Genomic DNA, 275 nt, shown 5'->3' with positions numbered 1-275 from the left:
GACGAAATCGTCGTGTTCCACGGCCTCGACGAGAAGAACATCGGCGCGATCGCGAAGATCCAGCTGAAGATCCTCGAAGAACGCCTGGCGAGCATGGACATGGCGCTGAGCCTGACCGACGCGGCCTTGCAGCAAATCGCGGAAGCGGGCTACGACCCGGTGTATGGCGCCCGTCCGCTGAAACGGGCGATCCAGCAGCAGATCGAAAATCCGCTGTCGAAGCTGATCCTGGAAGGCCGCTTTGGCCCGAAAGACGAGATCCGCATCGACGCCCA

1 pseudogene is annotated in these 275 nt (G+C 61.8%); it reads left to right on the top strand.

The features are described from left to right. Window positions 1–275: pseudogene (locus tag P8629_RS11810) on the top strand (type VI secretion system ATPase TssH); the annotation flags it as partial.

Source organism: Hydrogenovibrio sp. 3SP14C1, assembly GCF_029625905.1.
In the GTDB taxonomy this organism is placed as follows: domain Bacteria; phylum Pseudomonadota; class Gammaproteobacteria; order Thiomicrospirales; family Thiomicrospiraceae; genus Hydrogenovibrio.
The sequence above is the reverse complement of the archived record's forward strand: the minus strand, read 5'-3'. Positions and strand labels throughout refer to the sequence as shown.